General features: G+C 33.9%; 13 protein-coding genes. 4 read left to right on the plus strand and 9 right to left on the minus strand.

The genetic code is table 11. The features are described from left to right. Positions 1-586: 586 nt before the first annotated feature. Positions 587-1,939, minus strand: coding sequence for a glutamate--tRNA ligase (gene gltX, locus OOL01_RS07425; RefSeq protein ID WP_264686710.1), 1,353 nt, complete (start codon positions 1,937-1,939; stop codon positions 587-589). Between the two features lie 151 nt (positions 1,940-2,090). Here gltX and OOL01_RS07430 point away from each other — a divergent pair, with 151 nt between their 5' ends. Both OOL01_RS07430 and OOL01_RS07435 read left to right on the plus strand, forming a co-directional pair. Further along, positions 2,091-2,768, plus strand: coding sequence for an ankyrin repeat domain-containing protein (locus OOL01_RS07430; RefSeq protein WP_264686711.1), 678 nt, complete (start codon positions 2,091-2,093; stop codon positions 2,766-2,768). Positions 2,769-2,829: 61 nt separating this feature from the next. Beyond that, complete coding sequence (locus OOL01_RS07435; RefSeq protein WP_264686712.1) at positions 2,830-4,809, plus strand: acetyl-CoA carboxylase biotin carboxylase subunit; 1,980 nt, start codon at positions 2,830-2,832, stop codon at positions 4,807-4,809. Here OOL01_RS07435 and OOL01_RS07440 read toward each other — a convergent pair. Genes OOL01_RS07440 through OOL01_RS07465 form a run of 6 tightly spaced genes read right to left on the minus strand, consistent with a single transcriptional unit; the run spans position 4,792 to position 9,343 of the window. Continuing rightward, positions 4,792-5,787 carry a COX15/CtaA family protein gene (locus tag OOL01_RS07440; RefSeq protein ID WP_264375028.1) on the minus strand — a complete coding sequence of 332 codons (996 nt, stop codon included), beginning with the start codon at positions 5,785-5,787 and terminating at the stop codon, positions 4,792-4,794. The genes OOL01_RS07435 and OOL01_RS07440 overlap by 18 nt on opposite strands. Further along, complete coding sequence (locus OOL01_RS07445; RefSeq protein ID WP_264686713.1) at positions 5,769-7,358, minus strand: glycosyltransferase family 2 protein; 1,590 nt, start codon at positions 7,356-7,358, stop codon at positions 5,769-5,771. Before OOL01_RS07445 ends, OOL01_RS07440 begins: the two co-directional genes overlap by 19 nt. 5 nt (positions 7,359-7,363) lie before the next feature. After that, on the minus strand, positions 7,364-7,840 hold the full coding sequence (locus OOL01_RS07450) for a F0F1 ATP synthase subunit B family protein (protein ID WP_052264897.1): 477 nt from the start codon (positions 7,838-7,840) through the stop codon (positions 7,364-7,366). Positions 7,841-7,847: 7 nt separating this feature from the next. Further along, entirely contained in the window at positions 7,848-8,327 is a 480-nt protein-coding gene (locus tag OOL01_RS07455) for a F0F1 ATP synthase subunit B family protein (RefSeq protein WP_007302046.1), read from the minus strand. A 3-nt stretch (positions 8,328-8,330) separates the two neighbouring features. Then, positions 8,331-8,558: a F0F1 ATP synthase subunit C gene (locus tag OOL01_RS07460; protein WP_006014985.1), complete on the minus strand. Its 228-nt coding sequence runs from the start codon at positions 8,556-8,558 to the stop codon at positions 8,331-8,333. A 59-nt stretch (positions 8,559-8,617) separates the two neighbouring features. Then, the gene (locus OOL01_RS07465; protein WP_007302047.1) at positions 8,618-9,343 is read right to left on the minus strand and encodes a F0F1 ATP synthase subunit A; all 726 of its coding nucleotides are present in this window, start codon (positions 9,341-9,343) and stop codon (positions 8,618-8,620) included. Between the two features lie 216 nt (positions 9,344-9,559). Here OOL01_RS07465 and OOL01_RS07470 point away from each other — a divergent pair, with 216 nt between their 5' ends. Then, positions 9,560-9,829: a hypothetical protein gene (locus OOL01_RS07470; RefSeq protein WP_010402566.1), complete on the plus strand. Its 270-nt coding sequence runs from the start codon at positions 9,560-9,562 to the stop codon at positions 9,827-9,829. Positions 9,830-9,939: 110 nt separating this feature from the next. Next, positions 9,940-12,279 carry a phenylalanine--tRNA ligase subunit beta gene (gene pheT / locus OOL01_RS07475; RefSeq protein ID WP_264686714.1) on the plus strand — a complete coding sequence of 780 codons (2,340 nt, stop codon included), beginning with the start codon at positions 9,940-9,942 and terminating at the stop codon, positions 12,277-12,279. On the opposite strand, the gene OOL01_RS07480 is transcribed toward pheT, so the two are convergent. Both OOL01_RS07480 and ileS read right to left on the minus strand, forming a co-directional pair. Further along, the gene (locus tag OOL01_RS07480; protein WP_264686715.1) at positions 12,276-15,107 is read right to left on the minus strand and encodes a hypothetical protein; all 2,832 of its coding nucleotides are present in this window, start codon (positions 15,105-15,107) and stop codon (positions 12,276-12,278) included. The two genes, pheT and OOL01_RS07480, sit on opposite strands and share 4 nt — an antisense overlap. A 44-nt stretch (positions 15,108-15,151) precedes the next feature. Then, the gene (gene ileS / locus OOL01_RS07485; protein ID WP_264686716.1) at positions 15,152-18,322 is read right to left on the minus strand and encodes an isoleucine--tRNA ligase; all 3,171 of its coding nucleotides are present in this window, start codon (positions 18,320-18,322) and stop codon (positions 15,152-15,154) included. Positions 18,323-18,555: the final 233 nt, after the last annotated feature.

The raw sequence follows: 18,555 nt of genomic DNA on the forward strand, positions 1-18,555 counted from the left end.
AAACAAGACAACATTTTCAATCAAAAAACTGGATCCCAGTGTCTGGGCACTGGGATGACACTCATTTAGTTGTCTTTTCTCGTCTACCTTATTTTACCACTTTGCTGAACAGATATGTAAAATATTAACTTAGCAATACAAAAAATTATCTATAGATTAGACACACCATTAGATCTTATGCATAGTCATTTTTTAATTCCATAGCTGAGACGGAGCCTGCTCCCCTTATCATGAAACTGAAGTCTATATGGTACCACAGTATAATGATATAATAAAATATGAAAAAAATACCAATAAAAAAAGGCAAAAAAAGCCCGTATTAACTTTAACAATTTAAAATGATTTAATGTGAAAACCATAGGCGCCAATTGTTTTTTTAACTTAAAAATAAAAGTCAAGTATCAGGAATTCTAGACATAAACCCTCCTATATGAATAAAGAGCTAGCAAAAATAAACTTATATATTTTTTGCTGAAATTTGATTATTTGGTGAAAAAACCTGCAGGTGAAGATAGATTTTGGATCCTAAAAAATCTTCATTCTCCACTATAATGAAGCTACTAGAGTCTGTCAAGCAATTTTTTATTTAAATTGCTTGCAATCTTTTTATACACTCATCTTTACCAAGAATTACCATGATATCGATGATTCCAGGCGCATCCATTATTCCAGTTATTGGAGCGCGTAATGAGTGGTATATATCGCTCATTTTTATATTATGTAATTTTGAAAATTCCTTAATCTGAGAAGATAAAAAATTCTTATTCCAATCTTCACTACCTACACTCGAAAGAAATGATGCAAGTAACTTAATTACATTGAGGTTAGATTTGACAATTTGCTGAGCTTCTTCACTTAAATCAACTTGAATATAAAATTTTGCTAAGTCCAATAATTCGGTCAGATAGTTTGCTCTTTTTTTCAGCTCTGTCAGTCCCTGCAGTAAATAGCCCTTTTTTTTGTCAGTTAGAGTATTTTCTCTAAGCATTAGAGTCAGAATATCTTCATTGCTCATATTACTAATATAGTGGTTATTCAAATGCTCCAGTTTTTTGAAATCGAGCCGTGCAGGTGAACGACCGATGCTTTCTAAATTAAACCACTCTATTGCTTGCTCATCGCTAATAATCTCATCGTTGCCATGACTCCAGCCAAGTCTTAGCAAGTAATTACGCATTGCCTGTGGCAATATTCCCATCTTTTCATAATCGCAAACACTTGTAGCCCCATGCCTTTTAGATAGCTTATTCCCGTCTTCTCCATGAATAAGCGGTACGTGTGCAAAGCGTGGGACATCAAAATCAAGAGCTTGGTATATTAGTAATTGCTTGAAGGTATTAGTGAGATGATCAGAGCCACGTATAATATCAGTTATTCCGGCATCATGATCATCAATTACCACAGCGAAAATGTATGTTGGAGTATTGTCAGAGCGCAAGATTACTATGTCATCAAGCTGATCGCTACTTATTGTAACTTGGCCGTATATTTTATCGTCAACAACAATATCTTCTGAGTCTGGCACTTTGAAACGGACAACAGGGTTTGCGCTTGATGTCGAATGAGTACACTTATGCTTATATATTTTTCCTTCTTCTCTTGCTCTTGCCTTCTTTTCTGCAACTTCATCTTCAGGGCAGTAACAGTGATACGCCCTACCCTTTTCAACTAAAAGATTTGCAACTTCAATATGTCTAGCTATTCTTCTCGATTGGTATATTATTTCTCCATCATAGTTTATTCCAAGCCATTTTAACCCATCTATTATTGCATCAATTGCTTCCTGTGTTGAACGTTTTCTGTCGGTATCCTCAATCCTTAGTAAAAACTGGCCACCATGACGCTGCGCATAGAGCCAATTAAACAAAGCTGTGCGAGCTCCTCCAATATGTAAAAATCCTGTTGGTGATGGAGCGAATCTAGTGACTATACCTGGCATATTTGTCTATTGTGATAACGTAACCGATGATAACTAAAATTTGTACTTGCAACAACGTGGAACTATAGTAAATTTGAAAGATCAATTTACATTTATTTTTAACAAACTGCATTGTATAATTTAATATTAGTGAATGCAGTGAGGTGTATATATGGATAATTTATTTGAAATTGCAAGAGGAGTTGTAACAGAAGAGGATGAAAATAAATTTATTGAAGCTTGCAAGAAAAGAGTTGCTTGTGTAGCTAAGCATAGAATTGATGAAAATGGAAACCCATTTCATATAGCAGCAAGTAAAGGGTTTCTATTATCTGCGTTACAGGAGATCATAAAGTATTTAGAAAAAGATACTGAGAGCAAAGTCAAGAAAGCAAAAGAAGCTAAAGATTGGGAAAAAGTAAAAAGATTAGAAAAGGAATTTAAGAATAACAAGAAATATATTAAGGAAGCACTCCTCGATAAAAGCTATATTAAGGATGACGGGAAGAAGGCAGTATCACCCCTTTATTTCTTGGACCCTGCAGAGCGGAAAGAAGTTAAGCAAATTGCAGATATAAAATGTGGCTTTATATGTAATAAGAAATTTCATCTATGCTTATATATAGCAGGGGCTATAGTGTGTGCTATCGCTATGTGTGTATCTTTGTATCTTCTATTTTCGGTTTCTCAGTCTCTTGCGTTGGCTTCAATAGCGACAATAGCTTCTGGAGGGTCTTCATATCTGTTATTTAAGGCATGTAACGAGGTATATGGCCTCTATAACGAAAGTACTATAGTGACAGATCCTAATGTTATGCAACTTTTAGAGGGTGGTTTAGCCCCAACATGAAGTACTTGCAAGGAATAATATAGAAATTTACTTTCTTAACTTAAGAAAGTATACTGATAAGATGATAAGAAAGAAGTATAGTAAAATTTTAATAGCAAATAGAGGAGAGATTGCTTGCAGGATAATCAAAACTGCGCGCAAGATGGGTATATCTTGTGTATGCGTATATTCAGATGCAGATGTAAATTCTGTGCATGTAAGGCAAGCAGATGAGTCGAAGTACATTGGTCCTTCACCTTCTTGCCTGAGTTATTTAAATATTGAAAAAATATGCGAGGTGGCAGTTGAAACAGGTGCTGAAGCGGTTCATCCTGGCTATGGGTTTTTAGCGGAAAATCCAGATTTTCCCCGTGCTCTGGAAAAACATAACATAGATTTCATTGGTCCAAGTGCAAAGACAATAGAAGTTACAGCCAACAAAATAACGGCAAAAGAAGAGGCAAGAAAGGCTGGAGTAAATGTAGTGCCAGGATATATGGGTAAGATCGAAGATGCTGACCACGCATCCATGGTTGCTGAAGAAATTGGTTTTCCCGTTATGCTCAAAGCTGCATCAGGTGGTGGTGGCAAAGGAATGCGAATTGTATATTCCAAAAAAGAAATTGAACTAGCATTTACATCAGCAACAAATGAAGCAGAGAAAAGTTTTAAAGATGGCAGTATTTTTATAGAGAAATATATAGAGCTGCCAAGACACATTGAAATACAAATCATAGCAGATAAATATGGCAATATAGTGTGTCTTGGAGAGAGGGAATGCTCGATACAAAGGAATAACCAGAAAATAATGGAAGAAACTCCAAGTCCATTTATTAGTGAAGAAGTAAGACAAAAAATGTATGCCCAATGTGTTTCTTTGGCAAAGCAAGTTGGTTATTTTTCAGCAGGTACTGTCGAGTTTGTTGTAGATAAAGACCAAAACTTCTATTTTCTTGAGGTAAATACGAGATTACAAGTTGAGCATCCAGTAACAGAATTTATAACTGGAATAGACATAGTAGAAGAAATGATTAGAACTTCCTGTGGAGAAAAATTGAGATTCAATCAGGATGATATTAAACTTACTGGTTCTGCAATAGAAAGTAGAATTTGTGCTGAAGACCCATCAAAGAAATTTTTTCCTTCCAGCGGAAGAATCAAATATTACGACAAACCAGATGAAAATAGTCATGTAAGAATAGATGATGGAGTAGCTAGCGGTTCAGAAATCAGCATGTTCTACGATTCAATGATTGCAAAAATTATAACCTATGGAAAAGATAGAATAGAGGCGATCAGCAGAATGCAAAAAGCTTTGTCTGAGTGCTATATAGGGGAAGTAATAAACAACATAGAATTTCTAGAATCCATCTTCCATAATCCAAATTTTATTGCAGCAAAACTCCACACAAGATTCATTCCAGACCATTATCCCAGTGGGTTTCAAGGCGATTTTATCACAGAGGAATATATTAAAATATTTATTTTTGCTGCACTGTATGTTCACTTAGAAAATGAGGGAAAGTATTACAGTAAGTCAATAGATGAAGCATTCATAGTGAAAATAGACGATAATGAGTACTCCGTAAATGCAAAATACCAAGATAATATATTAACAACAGTATATAACCACAATAAATACTCCGTGGTAGGTAGGTGGAAATCAAGTTATAGATTGCTACATATCATAATTAATGGCGATACCAACATAGCACTTAAAATAGAAAGGCAAGGCAGCAAATACTTTATAAGACACGCAGGTATGAAAGCTAAATGTTGTGTATTGAAACCTCATGTAGCTAAACTAAGCAAATTAATGCTAAACAACAAAACAGAAGGGATTTCAGTAGACACTGTGAAATCTCCAATATCTGGTTTATTAGTTAAATTACACGTAAATGCTGGAGATCAGGTAGAAATAGGACAACCTCTCTTTGTTGTGGAAGCAATGAAAATGGAAAATATCATATGTGCTGAATCAGAAATGGTGATAAAAAATATCCCTGTTACAGAGGGGAAAAATGTACAGGCTGGTGATTTGGTATTAGATCTGCTTTCTTAAATAACACAAGAAATATAAACCTGACCCAAATAAGATAAATGAAAACATTTGATGGGCTATGGCAATGGCCATTGGTATATGCAGCAACAAAGTGACTACTCCTAAAATTACCTGAATAATGACGGAGAGTAGCATAATATATACTGGTTTTACACTGGCATTTTTTATTGTGAGTATTGCTGTCAGAACTAATATCAGCAATGCCAATGCCCGGTGTATGAATTGCACTGTTACTCTATTTTCAAAGATATTGAGCCATGTAGGCTGTAAGTAAAATAAATCTTCCGGAACAATTTGTCCATCCATTAGTGGAAAGGTATTGTAAATTAAGCCAGCATTTAATCCCGCAACAAATGCACCGAAGATTATTTGTATTGTAACTAGGATTAAAATTATCCATATGTAACATGTAATGTTGCTATTAATTTTAATTATCTGTTTTGGTTTGATTTGGTAATCAAAAAATTGATACGACAATAATGCAAAAATAACCAATGCAAGCAGTAAGTGAAGTGCAAGCTTATAGTGACTAACATGAGGATTAGATACCAAACCGCTTTTTACCATATACCAACCAGCAAAAGCTTGTAAAATTCCAAATAATAGTGCTGTAGATAACCTTATTACTGCATTTTTAGGTATTCTTTTTTTTAGTGTAAAGTATATAAATGGTAAGATAAAAACTAAACCTGTCAGCCTTGCAATTAACCTGTGCACATATTCTATTAAGTATATGGTGCGAAACTCTTCCATACTCATACCATAATTAAATGCTTTATATTCAGGTGTAGCTTCATATTTTGATTTTTCTTTTAGCCAGTCTTGTTCACTCAGCGGTGGCAATGTTCCGGTAATTGGTTTCCATTCCGTGATTGACAATCCTGCTTTTGAAAGTCTGGTAAATCCACCAATTCCCACCATGCAAATCACCATGAGAGAGCAGAGAAAAAGCCAAATAGCTACAGGTTTTGCTTCCATAATCCATGCTGAGTTTTATTCCATTGCTGAGGGTGAATAACAAATTCCCACAAAGCGAGAAAAGCTGCAACGCTATGTAGTAGACTATAGACGGGAAAAAATATTGATACTATATAAAAATAAAAAGGCATTTTTTGTTGTCTGATAGCTATTATCAAAAAAATCAAGTTAATACCGTATACTATTATAAAATAATATAAGAATAATTCATTCAAAATTTGAGTCAGCACCAATGAAAGTAACAAAAAAGGAGTCGTGAAAAATATAAAAGCTGAGGAACCAACAAAAAGGTTTAATAGCAAAACTCCCTTAAGCCCAGTGTGCTTAAAAAGTAATTTTATATTTTTTAAATGAACGATATAAGTTTGCATATAACCTTTAATCCAGCGTGCTCTTTGTTTGATCCAAGCAAACACAGTAGTTGGTGATTCTTCCAATGTTTCTAAATCAATAATCCTGGTTTTATATCCCATTTGCGCAAGTCTCAAACCAAGGTCAGCGTCTTCAGTGACATTGTAAGCATCCCAAAAAAGCACTTTCTTTAAAATTTCCACTGAAAAATGGTTACTGCTACCACCCAAAGGTATTGGCATGTTCATTTTTTGAAATCCAGGCAAAAAATATTGAAACCAGTTCATATACTCGAGAGAAAAGAATTTTGTAAGAAAATTGCAACCAAAGTTATAGTAATTTAATTTCGCCTGTACACAAGCCAACTTTTCGTCGCCCTTATTAAATTCAATTAGTGCTTTTTTTAACTGCAACGGATCTGGCTTGTCATCTGCATCATATATTACCACATACTTTCCTCTAGCAAAGCTCATAGCATAATTGCATGACTTAGCTTTTGTTCTAGGCAGAGAATGAGGCACTTTTATTACTTCAAAATACTGTGGTAAAGTGCATTTTTCTATAGCTGCCAACATTTCTTGATCATCGCTCTCTATCACAAGCTTTACATCTAATTTTGATTTTGGATAATCCAAACTTTCAATGCTCTTAATCAATTGCTTTATAACCGCATTCTCTTTAAAAGCAGGCAATAAAATAGTATATATAGGTTCATTCATCTTATCATAATCTGCTTTTTGGTTAGAAATTTTACGCAAGCCAAAAATTTTAGTTACAAATTTGAATAAAGAACTAGAACATCCGATTATAAATATCAACACCAAAGCAAAATATGCATATTTTTTTGTCAGTGTTAAAGTCGAAATCATAACAAAGAAAGAGGAAAAAAAGATTGAACTGAGCCTAATGCTTTTAGCTGAAAAATTAGGATTCTTATAATATAAGTAGTTACTTGCGAATTCTGAAATACCAAAGTGTGAGTTAAGAAGATTTAAAATCTGTTTGCTATCTACTTTTATCAATACATATTCAATACCGTAATGAGATTCGACCCAAAGGTTGATATCTTGGCTTATGTCTTCAACCATAAAAAAAGTAGTATCATTTAATTTTTGCCAAGGAATTATATTAAACCTATAGTAGAAAAGTTTCTCTTGTTCTTTGCATAAACTAGAATCAAATTTAATTTTTTCTACATTATCAGTTTGAAGTACAGGCATTAAACTTAATGCAACTTTTTGCTCAAGTCACGTGAAAACGAAGATATAACCTCACTACTACGCTTATCATCTTTACGTTCATGCATTATTTTTTTTACAGCATCAGCAGCTATACTCGCTGTGTTAGCTTGTAAATCCCCAAGAGCTTTTTCAACTTGGTCAGTAACTTTCTTCAAATTAGAATGGGCATTTTCATCTAACGTTTGATCGAGTTGCTGTCTATTATGCTTAATAATACTATTAGCCTTATCAAGTGCTTCATTCATCATTTTGTTAACTTCTGCATCTAATTTTTTGTATTTTTCAGAAGATTTTTTGTAATACTCCAACATATCTTTTCTGAATTTTTCAGTTTCTTCACTTGAAAACTTGCTTTTGTTACGTTTATTGTTAAGCGCGTTTTTTATTACCTTCCTTAGCAATTTATATGAGAGGATAAAACCTACTAAAAAAGCAAGGCTTATAACTAGTAATGTAGACATAAAAACCCTAAAATTCTTTTGACACCAAGTCAGCAACAAATTCCTCTTCAATCTCAGAATTAGTTAACTTAGTATAGTAAATCAAAGCAATACTAGTAGCCATTTGTTTTAATTCACTAATATACTTAGATTTAAATTGTACTACCTTTTCTTCAACAAGTTTAATCATCTTCTTGTCTTCCTCTTCCAATATATCCTTAACATTCGCTCTCATTTCTTCTACTTGAGCAAATGCATCATCTATGATTTTTTTTGCCCGTACTCTAGCTTGATTTAAAGCTGCATTATACTTGGCAATTTGCTCTTCTGTAAGTCTTAAAAGGTGAATAGAACTATTAAATGAATCTAACACTTCTTTACTTCTAGTGCTTATTATTTCATCTAACTTCGGTAAAAACAAACAACTCACTACAAAAAAAAGTGAAGAGAAAAAAATTAAAAACCAAAAAATTTGAGAAGAGAAAGTTGAAACATCAAGCTGTGGCATCTGTTAAGCAGCAAATATTAATAACATTGCAAGTACAAACGCAAGCAACCCCATGATTTCAACCATGGCAGCACCAATATAAACGTAACTTTTCATTTTACCTTCTGACTCAGGATTTCTCGCAATCCCATTTAACATAGCAGAGAAGATATTAGCTATACCTAAACCAGCACCGAGCATTCCAAATACAGCCAAACCAATTGCTATAAATTTTAAAGCCACTAAATCCATATATTACCTTTAACTATTTCTTTATAATATAATTGTAAAATATTCTGCAAGGAAGTCAATTACTTTACTGCATCTGACAAATATACACATGTTAATATAGTAAATATATAAGCTTGCAAAACTGCAACAAATACTTCAAATCCTATTAGTGCAATTATAAACAAAAAAGGTGCAGGTGTAAAAAATATGTTCATATTTATGACGAATCCTGCTATCACTTTGATGATTGTATGACCCGCAATCATATTTGCTGCAAGCCTTATTGATAAACTAATCGGTCTTACTAAATAAGCAAATAATTTAATAATGATGATTATAGGTGCAAGCCACGAAGGAGTTCCTTTTGGTAGCAATATGCGTAAAAATTCTACTCCTCTTTCTTTAAACCCAACAATCGTTATATAAGTAAAAACCACCATTGATAAAGCGAAGGTAACTATCACATGACTTGTAACTGTGAAACTATAAGGAAGAACACCAACTAAATTACACGATAAAATGAAAATAAATACTGTAAATATCAAAGGAATGTGCTCCAAACCTTTGCTTCCAGTGTTACTTTCTATTATTGAAACAACAAAATCATATACATATTCAACTGCAGCTTGCAAATATCCTGGTATTACTGCACCTTTTCTTATTCCAAGGAGCAAAAACAGTACCATTAATATCACCGAGATCATCATAAAAAGAGATGAGTTGGTAAAGTTTATGTCATACCCAAATAATTTTGGTAGTTCTATTATTGTATATACTTTAAATTGTTCTAGCGGATTTAACGCCATTTTGACCCTGTATACTTAAACTGCAGCAGTAAATAAAGTATAAATTTTATAGAATAAAGTCAAGAATTAATATAAGGAGCTCTGTATTATTATAGCATTAACATATTAACAAAATATACAATTAAAATGCAAATTATAGTCAGCTACCAATCTTATTCTAAATTCTTGACTTAACATCTTATTTTAACTATAATTTAGTTTTAATATGAGGCAATTATGAACGAAATAGATTTTACTAATCCACCTTTAAATTTAGAACAGGAATGTGGTAACGGGTACATCAAGTTTACAGATTATTCTTCTAACTCAGACACTGGTCTTTTCCACATGGCAGGTGAAATGCTAAATGAAAGCCATGATGTTATAGGAAATTTCACTGGTGATGCTTACATTTATAATTTCCATATAGATGATCACAATATGAACATTCAACTCTGCATGGAAATGGACTGCAAAGGTGATATAAAGAAAATTCTTTCTTTGTAGAAAGAGTAGGCTTCTCTGTTGTTTCTTGCAATATAGAAGCCACTTATTACAACAAACTTTAAAAACATCACATTTTACATTACTATGAATTTTTGTTTCTTGTTAGATAGATGAAATTCACATTATCTTGGTTATTAGAGTACTTAGAAACCAATGCTAGTTTAGAGGAAATTACTGATAAATTAACTCACATAGGGTTGGAAGTAGAGAATGTGATCGACAATTCCAGATTGGCCGGGTTTGTTGTTGCAGAAGTATTAGAAGTCGCACCTCATCCAAATGCTGATAAATTAAAATTATGTAGAGTAAATGATGGAAGTAAAGTTCTGCAGATAGTCTGCGGAGCAAAAAATGTTAAAGAAGGCATGAAGACTGTACTTGCATCTCTTGGTAGCACATTGCCAGAAAGCAACTTTACAATTAAGCCTACAAAAATAAGAGGAGTGCTAAGTGAAGGGATGCTCTGCTCTGCCTCTGAGCTTTCGCTGACTCAAGATGAAAGTGAAGGAATAATCGAGCTTTCTGATGATTATAAAACAGGAGATAAATTTTTCAATTGCGATCCTGCAATTGACATAAACATCACTCCAAACCGTGGAGATTGCTTAGGTGTTTATGGAATAGCACGTGATCTAGCAGCAACTGGAATTGGAACGTTAAAGACTTTAATCATTCCACAACTTACCGCTTCTATGAACTCACTAATAAACGTCAAAGTCATCGATGGGGAGAGTTTTATTAGTGGAGTATATATCACTAATGTAAAAAATAAAGAGAGTCCAAAATGGCTAAAAGATAGTCTGGAATCGATAGGAATGCGCTCCATTTCTGCAATAGTTGATATTACTAATTACATCATGATATCCTTTAATCGCCCAATGCATACATATAATGCAAAAAAAATAGAAGGAGAGCTCACAGTACGTAAAGCAAACGATGGAGAAAAATTTATTGGTTTAAATGATAAAGAATACTCATTGAACAAAGACATAAGCGTTATTTCTGATGATAAAAACGTTCAGGCAATTGCTGGAATTATGGGCAGTAAGTACAGTGAATGCACTCTTGAAACTACTGATATCTTTTTAGAGTCTGCTTGGTTTGACCCCATCTCCATCACTAAATCTTCAAGGCAGCTAGGCATCTCCACAGACTCAAGTTACAGATTTGCACGTTCAATTGACCCTGAATTTACCCTTGATGGACTCAATCTTGCAGCCAAAATGATTTTGGATTTATGTGGCGGAGAAGTGTCAAGCATAGTGTCTGCTGGCAATTTGAATAAGGCTTATACCAAGATAAATTTTGATTATCAGAATGCAAACAAACTTGGAAGTGTATCTGCATCACCTAATGAGGTATTCGATATTTTAACAAAGCTAGGGTTTAGTATCGATAAAAAAACCGAAGGTAATTGGAATATACAAGTACCAAGCTGGAGACCGGACGTAACCATACCTGCTGACTTAGTTGAAGAGGTAGTAAGAATATACGGCTATGATAAAATAAAGGAAGAGCAACTAGCAGAAGACGTTACAGTAGAAGAAGAGACACAAGATGATTTGCGCATTTTAATGACAAGCAGAGGGTTTCATGAAGTGATAACTTGGTCTTTTATGAGTGAATCAACAGCTGAAAAGTTTGGTTACTTGAATAAGTTATTCATTATCGATAATCCATTTAATAATAACTTCAATATAATGAGGCCAAGTGTCATACCAAATTTGTTGCAAGTCACTGCAGATAATATTGCTCACGGGATATCTGATCTCGCAATTTTTGAAATTGGACCAATTTATAATGGTGAGGCTCAGTCTAAGTACGTTTTAAGTGGAATTAGATCAGGAAATAATTCGCCGAAAAACCACTATAACACTGATAGAAAAATAGATATTTTTGACGCAAAGGCTGACCTCATAACAGCTTTGGAACTTTTTAATGTCAATTGTGATAATTTAGCAATAGAGAGAGCAGAAAAAGAATATTATCACCCAGGAAAATCAGGCTCCTTATCTTTTAGAAGTAAAATAGTTGGTTATTTTGGAGAATTGCATCCGAGTATATTGGATTTTTTTAACATCAAACAAAAAATTGTAGGCTTTGAGTTGATATTAGAAAATATCGAAAATTTACCTATAAGTAGAAAAAAATTTATCGATTATAAATATCAAAGTGTAAAACGCGACTTTGCATTTATTGTAAATAAAGATGTAGCAGCAGGCAGTATAATCAATATGGTGAAAAAAAGCTCAGAGCTCATCACAGAAGTTTTGATATTTGATGTATATCATGGAAACAATATAGAATCGAATAAGATGTCTATAGCATTTTCAGTTACTTTCTGCTCTCCAACTCACACTTTAACTGAAGAGGAAATCCAAAAAGAATCAAATATGATAGTAAACTTAGTGTGTGAAAATACTGAAGGAACTTTGAGAGCTCATTATTAAGCCGTAATCGCCGTTTCCTGATTTTGCTGTGTCACGTTTACTTCATCCAATTTATTCCCTATCTTGAATTCAATATCCTTGAAAAACCTATCCCACATTCCATGCAAATGCTCTTCTACTTTAGGCCAGACATCATTTTTAAATGTCGTTCCATCATCAGAAAATAAATTACCTAAAAAAACTCCAATTTCTTCATAACTTGATTGAAAATGTTGAAGAAATGTCTCTACTTCCTTATTAGTATCATGTGCCACACTCAATGCTTTCCCTTCTGTGCTATTATCTTTGTTTACAGTAGCTGACCATCCAATCACATTATAATTAAAACCAACTTTGAGAGAGTTCCAAATCCTCCACACACCACTCTCATTATCTTTTGGTACATTATTTATTATAAGATTTGCTAATCTCTCTACTAGAGGAGACAATAAATCTTGACAAAAGTGTTTGATATTATCTTTCATTTTAATTACAGGACTTTTTATGCACTTTTCTGCCAAATAGTACCCAAGCTCTGCTTTCTCTAGCAACTTCTTAATTGCTTCTTCATCAAAAATTTCATGCTCGAACGCCTCCAGTAAATCATCCTCTATTATTGCAAATTTTATTTTTTCACGAGATTCTAGCTCTTCTCTATAATTATTTTTTGTTTTTTCATTTATCAATAATCCTTCTTTTTCTAATTTTAACTGTTCTAATGCTTTTAGAATTTCTTTGTTATTTTCTAAGTGCTTCTGTATTAGCTTTGTATTTGGATGCTTTTCTCCTTTTCTCTTTCGCTCATCTTCTAAGTACTTATTTAAATCCTCACTTTCTTCTATTACTTCTATTACTTCTCTTAACGATATAGGTTGATCTAAGCATTCTGCAATTTTCACTCGGTGCACATTAATCCTCTGTACTAAATCCGGCTCCTTTTCCTCTAACAGCTTACATGAATTCTCTATACCCTTTGCTTGACTTTTAAACAAATCTTGCGTTTTACGTTTCGTTATTTCTAAATACATCTTTGCTATAAAATCATTCACTTTACCTGAAGCTTCTTCTAAACTTTCCCCATTCAAAGGACCTTTTATCTCCTCTTCTAAATCTCGAAACTGGTCTATTAAGCTTAGTATTCCTAACAGGCTTAACTCACCCTTTGCTTTTCTCATTACTGATTTTACTAGCCTTCGCTCAACTTCTTGATCACCATACTCGAACTTAAAAAGACCTTCTAATTTCCTTTTTAAATCATTGTCTGTTAAGTTATTTTTTCCTTCATCATATATTGCTTTCAATTTTTCATGTATCCTAATATATCTTTCCTGTCCTTCTTTTTTTAAACACTCAATCTCTCTTTTAGTGTTATCTAGAGCTTTCTTCGTTTCTTGAGGATATATATCCTTATAAACATCAATGATTGTACTCTTAGCTATTTTCCCTTCTTCTTTAAGTCGTTCCCACTCTGCTTTAAATACAGGAAGTGCATCATCACTTATATCTCTTGTTATCCCACCTACTTTTCCCAATGCTTCTAATCGATCATCTTCATCAGCTAAATCAAGTGCCTCTTTATTTTTCAGTTTTTTTATATCTCCTATTATCATCTCTTTCTCATTTGGTAATTCCTTACCTTGACTTTCTAATTTCTGTTTCACTAAAGTATTTTTTAGCTCATCCTCCAGTGAAAAATCTTCTCCCCGTCTATTTTGCTGAAACTTAATTGCTTGTATGAAGGCAACTTGATAAGCATTTTCTATCAAATGAGTTGTCAATTGATGGCCTATACTATCTACAACTTTCAGCCTGAATTCGTTCAACAATTCCTTCAGTTTATCATGTGTAATATCTTTCTTTTCTAGCTTCATCAGCTCTTCCATAGTTCTTGCGCATTCTTGAATCGAAGTTGCAAGCACACTCTTGATTTTATTACGCAAGGGCTTAAGACCATTTTTTAAATTGATGTTAGTTGACAATTTCAGTACGATATTGCGCTCTGAATCCCGCGTTACACTAAACCACTGATTATTTTCATTATCGCATAAATCTCTAAGTAATTGTTTAAATTGCGGTGGAAACTTTATTTCCATATCATATGCAATGCTTGACTCAGAAACCTCCATTTCATGAAAAGATACCTCTATATTTTGGTGCTTATTAGAATACTGCCCCATAGTTATTTTAAGAGCAGTAACTAAAGAGTGAGATAAATCTCTATTTAAAAGATAAAAAGTAGCCAAAGCAACTGTTGCAGGAACGATTAAGGCTACAAGCACAGTCACATTAACAAAAATTGCCATTGCAGCAAGAGCGCCATATGCCAATCTTTTTGGCACACCTGTTTCACTCTTTTTTGTCTTATCTTTCACTACACCTTCTTGTGTCTTGCTATTTGCTTTAAATCTACTGTATATGACTAACCCCAGTGCAGTAAAAGCAATATAAGGAAGCATTAAAACTGACAGAGCTAAATTTAATATTTTCTTCTCTGGGCAAGCTCTGTTTATCTCTTTCAATATTTCGCTTGACATATTATACCAGGAGGTAAAAAAGTCAGAATTATAATCTTTATAATGAAATATACTGAGCGGAACATTAAAAGCAGCTATTTGTTTAATTAACCAATCCTGCTTACTTACAGCATCAAAAAACTCTTCTTCCTCTTCTGAATTAGCAAGACCTAAATCATTCCCTTCTTCTACATTAGAAACATCTTCCATAGCATCAAAAAACTCTTCTTCCTCTTCCAAAGCAACATTGGAAATAGATTCTACTTTACCTAAACCATCACTGTTGTTATTTAAATCAATAACTTCTCTATGACCATCTGCAACAACTTGATTCATATCACCACCCTACTTAAAGCAATTTAAGTATAGCATAAACATTACTAACTTTGCAACTTTATTAACTTAATACCAACTGTCAAACCTTGGTATTCCTTAGAATAGAAATCGGCCTCGATCTCTTTATTAGTGTCCAAAGATAAGGCAAGGGTCTGATCTTTTATATATTCAACCCATGTATTTATTGCTTCCTTAATTTTCTCATCTTCTGCTTTGATTATTACTCTGATTCTATCTGATATATAAAAATCAGCCTGTTTTCTAGTTTCTTGAATAAGCCTCACAATATCTCTTGCCAGCCCTTCTAGAATTAGTTCATTATTTAATTCAGTATTTAGAATAACAACTCCTTTGTTATTATCAAACACAGCAGAATATTCACTGTTTGCTTTTAATAATAGTTCATATTCACCTTTTTCCATAGTATAGCTCTCTGTTTCATCTCCCAAAAATATCTGTTCGTTTTCAACTTGCTTCCACTTTCCTTCCTTAACGTATTGAACTAGTTTCTTGATTTTGTCTGGAACTTTTCTTCCAAGCACAGGAAAATTTAATTTTAACTCTAGTGATGCAACCTCTTTCAATTCACTTACTATTTCTAGTTCTTTTACATTCACCTCATCTCTTACCATCTCTTGATATTCATCTTCAAGAAAATTGCAGGAAGACTTATGATAAATAGTCATGCTACCAAGTGGCTGCCTTATACGTATGTTAAACATGTTTCTAATAGAGAGTGCAGCATTACATATTTCCCTTACCAAATCCATCTTGGCAATGAGTTCACTATTATATCTATCTAATTGTGGAAAATCAGCCAAATGAACAGATGTTTCTTTGTACTTAAGCCCTTGCCATATAGTCTCTGTTATAAGTGGCAACAAAGGAGCTGCAGCCCGTAGTATGTAATAAAAAACTGTGTATAGAACATTATAAGCGTCGGTTTTATCTTGATCTAAGTCACTTTTCCAAAAACGCTCGCGACTGCGACGAATATACCAATTATTTAGCACTTCAAAAAAATCTGTCAAGATTTTGCAAGCTTCCTGAGAGTTATAGTTGTTCATAGAAGCTCGCATACCTTCCACAGCTTCAAAACATTTTGAAATCATGTAGCAATCAATAGTATTCTGATAATCCCTACAAATCTCAGCTTTAATTCCATCTGCATTTGCATACATAGTAAAAAAGTGATAACTGTTCCAAATAGGTTTTATTACGTTTTTCAGAACATCACGCACTAAATTTCCTTCTTTGTCGAGTAGTAAATTACCACCGCAGACAATGGAACCAGACAGCATAAGAAAACGCAGCGCATCAGAACCATATTTGTCAAACACTTCCATTGGGTCCGCATAATTATTCAGACGTTTGGATAATTTCTGCCCTTTCACATCAAGAACCACACCGTGGCATATGCAGTTCTTAAATGGCTCACTGTCAAATAAAGCAGTGGAAAGCACAAAAAGCGTATAGAACCATCCTCTTGTTTGTGCTATATATTCAGTGATAAAATCCGCAGGGAAATTTTTCTCGAACCATTCTTTATTTTCAAACGGATAGTGAACTTGCGCGAACGGCATCGAGCCAGACTCAAACCAACAATCAAACACATCAGGCACACGACGCATAACTGATTTTCCTTTTGGATCATCAGGATTTGGTCTCGTCAAAGTATCGATAAACGGTCTGTGCAAGTCATCTATCTTAACATTAAAGTCTCGCTCTAGTTCTGCTATTGAGCCATACACATCCACTCTTGGATATTTTGCATCGTCTGATTTCCACACAGGAATTGGAGTACCCCAGAATCGATTGCGTGAAATAGACCAGTCGTGCGCTCCTTCAAGCCATTTTCTAAATTGACCATCTCTTATATGATTTGGCATCCAATTAACTCTCTTATTTAGCTCTGTCATTCTTCCCTTAAACTTTGTCACAGCAACATACCAAGAAGGCATAGTGCGGTAGATTAAAGGAGTGTCAGTTCTCCAGCAGTGTGGATAATTGTGAATATATTGCTCAGTTTTAAACCAGCTCCCCTGCCTTTTTAATTTCTTGATTACTGTATCATTGGCATCAAAAACATGAACTCCTGCCAAATCTGAAACTTCAGTAGTAAATTTTCCAGCGTTATCAACTGGACAAACAGCTCGAATATCATGGCTTTGGCAAAGGTAAAAATCTTCTTCACCAAATCCAGGAGCAGTGTGCACAACACCAGTACCATCTTCTCCTGTAACATAATCAGCAATGAAAACACGGAACGCATTTTTTGTATCTTTAAAGTAATCAAACAGTGGTTTATAGGAAAGACCTGCAAGATCACTCGCTTTAAGTTTTGTATTACAGTTTTCATATTGAATATTGCTTTGTTCACAGTGGCTGACAAATTTCTCTAAATAACTTTCAGCAAAGATGCAGACTTCACCATTTACTAACACCATACAATACTCAATATCCTCCCCTACTGCCAGTGCAAGATTGCTCGGCAACGTCCAAGGCGTTGTAGTCCAAGCAAGTAATCTACATTTTTGTTTAAATTGCTTTGGATTTTCTAAAAGTTCAAAAGCAACAGTTACAGCTTTGCTAATTTTTTCTCTATATGCATTATCAAGCCTTGTTTCAAAATTAGAGAGTGGAGTTTCGCACGCCCAGCTATAGGGAACAACGCGTATTGATTCATACACCAGACCTTTATCATAAAGCTGCTTAAATGCCCACATGACCGACTCCATGAATGACTTATCCATAGTCTTATAGTCATTGTGAAAATCTACCCATCTTGCTTGTCTATTTACATACTTCTCCCATTCTGATGAAAATTTCATCACAGAAGTACGGCAATGATTATTGAATTTTTCAATGCCAAATTTCTCTATCTCAGTTCTACCAGATATTCTAAGTTCCTTTTCCGCGCCCATCTCAGCCGGTAGCCCATGGCAATCCCAACCAAATCTGCGTTCAACCCTTTTTTGCAGCATAGTTTGATATCTTGCAAATGCATCTTTTATAAAACCAGTAAGCAAGTGTCCGTAATGCGGAAGTCCATTTGCAAACGGAGGCCCATCATAAAATACAAAACAATGATCCTTGGAACGTTTCTCGACTGACTGCTCAAAAATTTTATTTTCCTGCCAAAATTTTATGATTTCCTTTTCTAGCAATGAAAAATCAGGACTGCTGCTTGTATCAGGATAATACTTCATATTCATTTTAACTGGATAAAATCAAAGAATATAGAGCTTTCCAGAAAATTACAAATTCAAAAACTCTGTTTCTATAAACATTGATAGGTGTTGACATTATTATACAGCATATTAATAAATCAGACTTATTTACTTAAGTTAAAGATGAATAAAGACAATAACAGTTGGCCTTATTAGAAATTTCACGATGCTAACAAAAATAATAGTAAAAGCAGCGTTATTTGGAGATCGCTTTCTTA

Source organism: Wolbachia endosymbiont (group B) of Rhopobota naevana (genome assembly GCF_947250615.1).
Lineage (GTDB): Bacteria > Pseudomonadota > Alphaproteobacteria > Rickettsiales > Anaplasmataceae > Wolbachia.

Coding starts and splice junctions, on each gene's coding strand:
- gltX (WP_264686710.1), bottom strand. CDS start 1,939: ATGCCAGGTATAGTCACTAGATTCGCTCCATCACCAACAGGATTTTTA.
- OOL01_RS07430 (WP_264686711.1), top strand. CDS start 2,091: ATGGATAATTTATTTGAAATTGCAAGAGGAGTTGTAACAGAAGAGGAT.
- OOL01_RS07435 (WP_264686712.1), top strand. CDS start 2,830: ATGATAAGAAAGAAGTATAGTAAAATTTTAATAGCAAATAGAGGAGAG.
- OOL01_RS07440 (WP_264375028.1), bottom strand. CDS start 5,787: ATGGAAGCAAAACCTGTAGCTATTTGGCTTTTTCTCTGCTCTCTCATG.
- OOL01_RS07445 (WP_264686713.1), bottom strand. CDS start 7,358: ATGCCTGTACTTCAAACTGATAATGTAGAAAAAATTAAATTTGATTCT.
- OOL01_RS07450 (WP_052264897.1), bottom strand. CDS start 7,840: ATGTCTACATTACTAGTTATAAGCCTTGCTTTTTTAGTAGGTTTTATC.
- OOL01_RS07455 (WP_007302046.1), bottom strand. CDS start 8,327: ATGCCACAGCTTGATGTTTCAACTTTCTCTTCTCAAATTTTTTGGTTT.
- OOL01_RS07460 (WP_006014985.1), bottom strand. CDS start 8,558: ATGGATTTAGTGGCTTTAAAATTTATAGCAATTGGTTTGGCTGTATTT.
- OOL01_RS07465 (WP_007302047.1), bottom strand. CDS start 9,343: ATGGCGTTAAATCCGCTAGAACAATTTAAAGTATATACAATAATAGAA.
- OOL01_RS07470 (WP_010402566.1), top strand. CDS start 9,560: ATGAACGAAATAGATTTTACTAATCCACCTTTAAATTTAGAACAGGAA.
- pheT (WP_264686714.1), top strand. CDS start 9,940: ATGAAATTCACATTATCTTGGTTATTAGAGTACTTAGAAACCAATGCT.
- OOL01_RS07480 (WP_264686715.1), bottom strand. CDS start 15,107: ATGAATCAAGTTGTTGCAGATGGTCATAGAGAAGTTATTGATTTAAAT.
- ileS (WP_264686716.1), bottom strand. CDS start 18,322: ATGAATATGAAGTATTATCCTGATACAAGCAGCAGTCCTGATTTTTCA.